At 42.4% G+C, this 6,128-nt stretch carries 5 protein-coding genes, 1 tRNA gene, 1 pseudogene and 1 riboswitch; of the genes and pseudogenes, 5 read left to right on the top strand and 2 right to left on the bottom strand.

Translation table 11 applies throughout. The annotated features are described in order from the left end of the window. The first annotated feature begins 14 nt into the window (after positions 1–14). A tRNA-Ala gene (locus tag MBEAL2_RS28120) sits at positions 15–90 on the top strand. 113 nt (positions 91–203) lie between these two features. Here the strand turns inward: MBEAL2_RS28120 and MBEAL2_RS28125 are convergent. Both MBEAL2_RS28125 and MBEAL2_RS29885 read right to left on the bottom strand, forming a co-directional pair. Then, complete coding sequence (locus MBEAL2_RS28125; RefSeq protein ID WP_047155497.1) at positions 204–488, bottom strand: DUF4183 domain-containing protein; 285 nt, start codon at positions 486–488, stop codon at positions 204–206. A gap of 86 nt (positions 489–574) precedes the next feature. Beyond that, entirely contained in the window at positions 575–1,363 is a 789-nt protein-coding gene (locus tag MBEAL2_RS29885) for an NTTRR-F1 domain (protein WP_052948084.1), read from the bottom strand. Between the two features lie 180 nt (positions 1,364–1,543). Then, positions 1,544–1,699: riboswitch (cyclic di-AMP (ydaO/yuaA leader) on the top strand. A gap of 163 nt (positions 1,700–1,862) precedes the next feature. Between MBEAL2_RS29885 and kimA the strand changes: the two are divergent. The 4 genes and pseudogenes from kimA (at position 1,863) to MBEAL2_RS28150 (ending at position 5,790) form a co-directional block, all read left to right on the top strand. After that, positions 1,863–3,679, top strand: a pseudogene (gene kimA, locus MBEAL2_RS28135) (potassium transporter KimA). Between the two features lie 152 nt (positions 3,680–3,831). Next, positions 3,832–4,596: a sulfite exporter TauE/SafE family protein gene (locus tag MBEAL2_RS28140; RefSeq protein WP_047155498.1), complete on the top strand. Its 765-nt coding sequence runs from the start codon at positions 3,832–3,834 to the stop codon at positions 4,594–4,596. A gap of 86 nt (positions 4,597–4,682) precedes the next feature. Continuing rightward, positions 4,683–5,330 (top strand): PAQR family membrane homeostasis protein TrhA, encoded by a 648-nt coding sequence (gene trhA, locus MBEAL2_RS28145; RefSeq protein WP_047155501.1) that lies wholly within the window; start codon positions 4,683–4,685, stop codon positions 5,328–5,330. A gap of 196 nt (positions 5,331–5,526) precedes the next feature. After that, a complete protein-coding gene (locus MBEAL2_RS28150) occupies positions 5,527–5,790 on the top strand; it encodes a phage holin family protein (RefSeq protein WP_047155499.1) in 264 nt (87 codons plus the stop codon). Positions 5,791–6,128 lie beyond the last annotated feature (338 nt).

Here is a 6,128-nt window from a genome sequence, read left to right on the forward strand (position 1 = left end):
CTATAACCAAAAGCGGGGCCATAGCTCAGCTGGGAGAGCGCTACACTGGCAGTGTAGAGGTCGTCGGTTCGATCCCGATTGGCTCCACCAATACATAGATGTTAGAACCCTTGATATTCAAGGGTTTTTTTTGTTTATTTATAAACAAAATACCGACAATCCAAAAAAATAAGATTGCCGGTATTTCAACAAATGAAATAGGGTTACGTTACAACAAATTCAACTATAATTGGAGTTGCTGGGTCAAGTGTATCACCACCTGGAATGGTAATCGTAGTGGTGGTAACAGTTGAGGTATCAGCTGTCTGAATCACAGCGTTAATGTAAAGATTGTAATATGCGAACGAGGCTGGGAATGCTGTAGCGGCCGCACCCGTGTCAGTAGTGAATGCTGTAGCAGCAATTGAATATGTCGCACCTGTACCTGTTCCAGCTCCTGCAGTAGAAGAAAATCTTCTGCCTGCTACAAAAGGTTTGATTATAGCCATCTCTATTCACCTCTCTTCCTTACTTTAATGAATGCCAAAGAAAGGAAAAAGGTGCGGGCTTATCCACTGGTTATGTTACCCAATTTTTAAGAAGTTATTTGAGCAGAGAATTGAACGATTTCGAGAGTAATGGGTGTACCTGAAAAAATAGTGGAACCACTGGGGTTAATGGTCAAAGCACTTGTACTTACGCTATATAAACTGCCTTCTTGTAATAGCCCATTGACATAAAGGTTACTATAGCTATTTTGGCCAAGGCTTGGAAATTCGGTTGTTGATTCTCCATCATCGTTTCTGAACTGATCGGCTGGAATCTCTTCAGTGGCTTGAATATCTGAGTTCGCAATATAAAAATATCTTCGGACAGTTGGCGTAATCGTTACTGATTCTGGAGGTCCGCTATCAGTAATGGTTAATAATTCTACATCATCTACGAGGACATCCGAGCTTCCTGCTTGAGGAAGCTTGTTTATAAGAACAAGGGCTTTATTGGCCGTGCTGGGTGCCGGTGTAGTTATTTCATATATTTCAGTCCATACGTTGTTTGCATTATCAGGGAGATGGTTGGTAGGAATATTCAGGATAAGTCCATATCCAAGAAAAGTGAAAGAAGAGTCGAAATATTCGATAGCAATGGTAATTGGAGGACTAGAGGCTATTCCGAGTTTAGTAAGTGAAGCAAGGAATTCGAAATTTTCTCCCGGGCTAATAGAAACGTATTGGTAAATGAATGAGTTGGTTGTATTACCTAATAATCGGGTAGTATAGGTACCGGAATGGCTGTTTATATTAGTGACCGAAGCATTAAATCCAATCCAGGGTGAGAGGGCTCCGCTTTCAAAACTCTGGTTAATGATGCGATTGTCAATTGTCAAATAGTTTCACCTCCTTCCCATTATTTCCCTCCATCTAAGATATGAGGTCTCTAACTCAATTGATAATAGAAGCTATTAGTAAAACTTTTTGAAAACAAAGAAAAAGAAAAACTATAGCCGGTCTTTACAAGTGCAATTCAAGGGGAGTAATATTAATTTCATGAAATAACAAACTTTCAGATTCCGTAATCGCTGAGTCCCTTGCATGAGGGAGCGGGGGAACCAATTGTGGTTTTCTCAAAGAAGCCGCATGGGGTGAATCTCGAACATTCGAGTAGGGTGACTCTTACACCCGAATCCGTCAGCTAACCTCGTAAGCGTATCAAGAGAGGCAACCTATATCGTGTGTCTGACATAGTTTATTTCACTATGCCGAGAAGCCGCGAGAGAGTTCCTCTTCGCCAGGCTTCTTTTTTGTTGCCTTTTTTGATGTATATGGAGGCCTGGTTTTTTTCGCAAACCAGGGGAAAACTATTTAAAAAGTATCATGGGGGGAACTATGGTAAACAGGTTAAAACGATTTTTAATTGGAAGGCCGATGAAGTCACACGAACTTGCAGAAGCAAAGTTAAGTAAATTAAAGGCACTTGCCGTACTTTCTTCAGATGCCCTATCCTCTGTAGCCTACGGAACAGAACAAATTCTTTTAGTGCTAGTCACCCTGGGTACAGTAGCATTATGGTATTCCATCCCAATTTCATTTGCGGTTCTTGGACTTTTAACGATCCTCATCCTGTCTTACCGCCAAACGATTTATGCTTATCCAATGGGTGGTGGCGCGTACATTGTAGCTAAGGATAATCTAGGCACCCCGGTTGGATTGGTTGCGGGCGGATCTTTGCTCGTGGATTACATCTTAACCGTGGCGGTAAGCACCTCAGCCGCTACAGATGCCATTACCTCGGCATTTCCCGTGCTCCATGAGCATCGTGTTATCATTGCCCTATTAATGATTTTAACGGTAACGATTTTAAATTTACGGGGCATTACAGAATCTGCAACGATATTAATGTATCCTGTTTATCTGTTCGTTGTCGCTGTTTTTATACTGATTATCGGTGGTGCTTATCAATGGATGGCAGGGAACGTGCACGCTCACACTCCCACTTATGGAGCTGCCGTTCCAGGCATTACGTTATTCCTTTTATTAAGGGCATTTAGCTCGGGTTGTTCCGCACTGACAGGGGTAGAAGCGGTATCCAATGCGATTCCCAACTTTAGAGACCCTGCTCCCAGAAATGCGGCTAGAACACTAATCATGATGGGAGTTATCCTTGGTATCATGTTCATGGGGATTAGTCTTCTGGCTTATGCCTTTGGCATCGCTCCCCGGGCAAATGAGACGGTCATATCCCAAATCGCATCAACTGTATTTGGACGAGGGGTTATTTATTACTTTATTCAAGCTGTAACAGCACTCATTTTATTCCTGGCTGCCAATACGGCGTTCGCCGCCTTCCCCCTGCTCGCCTTTATGTTAGCCAAAGACAGATTTCTACCGAATATGTTTATGGTCCGAGGAGATCGTCTTGGGTTTTCAAATGGAATTATTTTCTTAGCTGTCCTTTCCGCATTTTTGATTATTATTTCTGGAGGATATACAGAAAATCTAATCCCGCTATATGCTGTTGGTGTATTTATCCCTTTTACGCTGTCGCAAGCGGGGATGATGAAGCGCTGGATTACGAAAAAGCCAGCGGGATGCTTGCGCCTTTTATCATTAATACGATCGGGATGCTGACCACGCTTACGATTACGCTGATTTTCTTGATTACAAAGTTCTCACAGGTCTGGATGATCTTTGTGTTTCTTCCTATCGTTATTTTTGTTTTCCGGAAAGTAAACGAACATTATCGTGACCTTGCAGAGCAGTTGCGCATTGATATTACTACAGAGAAACCGCAACCAAAAGGCAGCGTGATTTTGATTCCTGTGGCTGGCATTTCTCAGGCTATTCGAAACACCATCAGTTATGCACAGTCATTATCAGACAACATTATCGCTGTCTATGTTGCATTCAATGATGAAGATATGAAACGGATGGAGAAAAAATGGGAAGAGTGGAATCCGGGTGTACGCCTGGTTGTTCTTCGTTCTCATTACCGAAGCATTATCAGACCGTTATCTAAGTTTATTGATACAGTGGAATGGAAAACGGCTGAGACCGATCATGTGACGGTAATGATTCCTCAGTTTATAACAAAAAAGTGGTGGCACAACTTGCTTCACAACCAGACGAGTTTATTACTGCGTGCTTATTTATTTGCACGGCAGGATGTGAAAATTGCTACTGTACCTTACCGATTAAAAAAGTAAAACGTAATAAGCATGTTGCACAGTAAAAGCCGGCACCTTTTCATGCTCTCTATAATAGTCTTTAATGTTTAGATTATTTTATATTTACTAAATCGAATTAATGATTTATAATCATATAAAATTACTTGGTATTAGGATGGGGGGATAGAAAGATGAGTATTGGAATAACAGCTATGGGACTACTGGTTGGGTTTTTGGTGGGCCTAACAGGAGTGGGAGGAGCCGCGCTGTTAACTCCCATTTTAATCGTCGCAGGTATTCATCCTGCCATTGCTGTCGGAACGGACCTTGTTTACAACGCCATCACAAAATTCTTCGGCACCATTCAGCATTACAGGCAGAAAACAATCAATCTAAAATTAGTAAAGTATTTAGCAATGGGAAGTGTCCCAGGTGCGGTTATAGCGATTGGGATTCTACATACTTTTAACGCTGTTTTTCACAACCAGGAGCAAATCATTAAACATGCTTTAGGATATGTACTGATTTTAGTTGCCGTTGCTACACTCTTTCGAACGTTTTTTGATAAAAAAATAAAAGAGACCAGATGGGCGTTAAAACCACTTGAAGATAAACGCAGTTTAACGATTGTTATTGGGGCTGTTCTCGGATTTATTGTAGGTCTTACTTCAATTGGTTCCGGTTCACTATTCGCTCTTGCTATGCTGTATTTGTACCGGATGGTGGCATCGGAACTGGTAGGCACCGACATTGCTCATGCTTTTATCCTTGTAACAGTAGCCGGTATCCTCCATGCGGGTCTTGGAAATGTAGATTATTTACTCGTGGGTAATTTATTAACAGGCTCCATCCCAGGGGTTCTTATAGGAAGTGCGTTATCCGCTAAGCTGCCTACAAAACCTCTTCGCGCAGTCGTTTCTGCCATCATTTTTGTAAGCGGACTAAAGCTTATCTAAACAAACTCGATAGCATGCAAATCAGGAACGGTTGTTATTTTTTGTTTAAGCATTATACTGAAGGAAAACAAGAAAGGATTTGGAAAATGGCAAGTACCCATGTATATACAAGGAAAGAGGAAGTTGTCAATGCAATTACTCATGGAATCGGAGTTTTGTTCAGTGTCATCGCCCTGGTATGGCTGGTCGTCGCTGCCAGCGAATCGGGTACCGTCTGGCACGTCGTAAGTTTCACTATATATGGGGTAACAATGCTGCTGCTCTATCTCTCCTCTACCCTGGTGCATAGTTTTCCGGAGGGAAAAGCCAAGGATATTTTCGAGATTTGTGATCATGCTTCCATTTACCTGTTTATTGCAGGTTCCTATACCCCATTTTTGTTCCTTGTGATTAAAGGAGTGCTCGGTTGGACGTTATTCGGCATCGTCTGGGGCATAGCGTTAGTAGGTGTCATATTTAAACTATTTTTCACCAAGAAGTTCTTGTATCTGTCCACTGTGCTGTATATTGCGATGGGATGGCTGATGGTGTTTGCATGGAAGCCCCTCGTTGCGGGATTGCTCCTGGAAGGTATAGTGCTGCTAGTCGTCGGAGGCATACTGTATACGGTCGGCACCGTTTTTTATGTATGGCGCGGATTTCCATTCCACCACGCGGTATGGCATGTTTTTGTGCTGGCGGGAACGGCTGTCCATTTCTTCGGTATATTTTTTTATTTACTGCCCCTTCGGTGACTACCGGATTACACTGAACCTCATATCACATTATAGAAGCAAAGGTGTGGTGAAAAGCTCCTGGCCAACCGGTCGGGAGCTTTTCTTATGGCATAGGAAAGTATCAATTGTTATGAATTTCGAAGGAAAATAAAAGGGCGAACATGCTATCATGCTGCTGAATACAATACATAAAAGAGTGAAGGGAGCAACTAACATGCTGCTTGAAATTTTAAGTAATGTTACCTTGCACCCATCCTTAGTCCTTGCGGTACCTGCCCTCATGATTTTTGCCTATGCGCTAAAAGAAACCCCCTGGTTCCCTGATTGGATAATTGTATGGATGGTTATCGGTGCGGGTATAGTGGTAAGCGCTTTAACGATAGGGTGGACGGTTGAAGGGGTTATAAATGGTATGGTTGCAGCCGGGATGTCAATTGCAACCCATCAGACATACAAGCAAACAAGAAGGCGTAATTAAAGTAGAAGGGCCTCGTCGTCAGTGTGGCGGCTGGGCCTTTTTTATTTGGAATAGCTTTTCTTACAGTTATCTGGGGGAAGATGTTTTCTCTATTCTTTAACGGGTGTAGAAGGGGAAAAGTCGGAAAACAACAACTTTAAAAAGGCCGTTGACATAAAGCTTCATTCACGATAAGATATTCATTGTCGCTGTCACAAGGCAAACGGCGCAAATCACCCGTTTAATCGGTTGATTTTATAATATAAAGGATAGTCCGCTAAAAGCGTACGCGTCCTGTGTACAACGCGGAGGACCAAGGAATGTATAGGAAGTTCTGCTAAAGGCAGCCACGTCCTGTG

Source organism: Aneurinibacillus tyrosinisolvens, assembly GCF_001015055.1.
Classification (GTDB): Bacteria; Bacillota; Bacilli; order Aneurinibacillales; family Aneurinibacillaceae; genus Aneurinibacillus_A; species Aneurinibacillus_A tyrosinisolvens.

What these genes read in the sequence shown, in the direction of transcription:
- MBEAL2_RS28125 (WP_047155497.1), bottom strand. Translation starts at nt 488, where the DNA reads ATGGCTATAATCAAACCTTTTGTAGCAGGCAGAAGATTTTCTTCTACT.
- MBEAL2_RS28140 (WP_047155498.1), top strand. Translation starts at nt 3,832, where the DNA reads ATGAGTATTGGAATAACAGCTATGGGACTACTGGTTGGGTTTTTGGTG.
- trhA (WP_047155501.1), top strand. Translation starts at nt 4,683, where the DNA reads ATGGCAAGTACCCATGTATATACAAGGAAAGAGGAAGTTGTCAATGCA.
- MBEAL2_RS28150 (WP_047155499.1), top strand. Translation starts at nt 5,527, where the DNA reads ATGCTGCTTGAAATTTTAAGTAATGTTACCTTGCACCCATCCTTAGTC.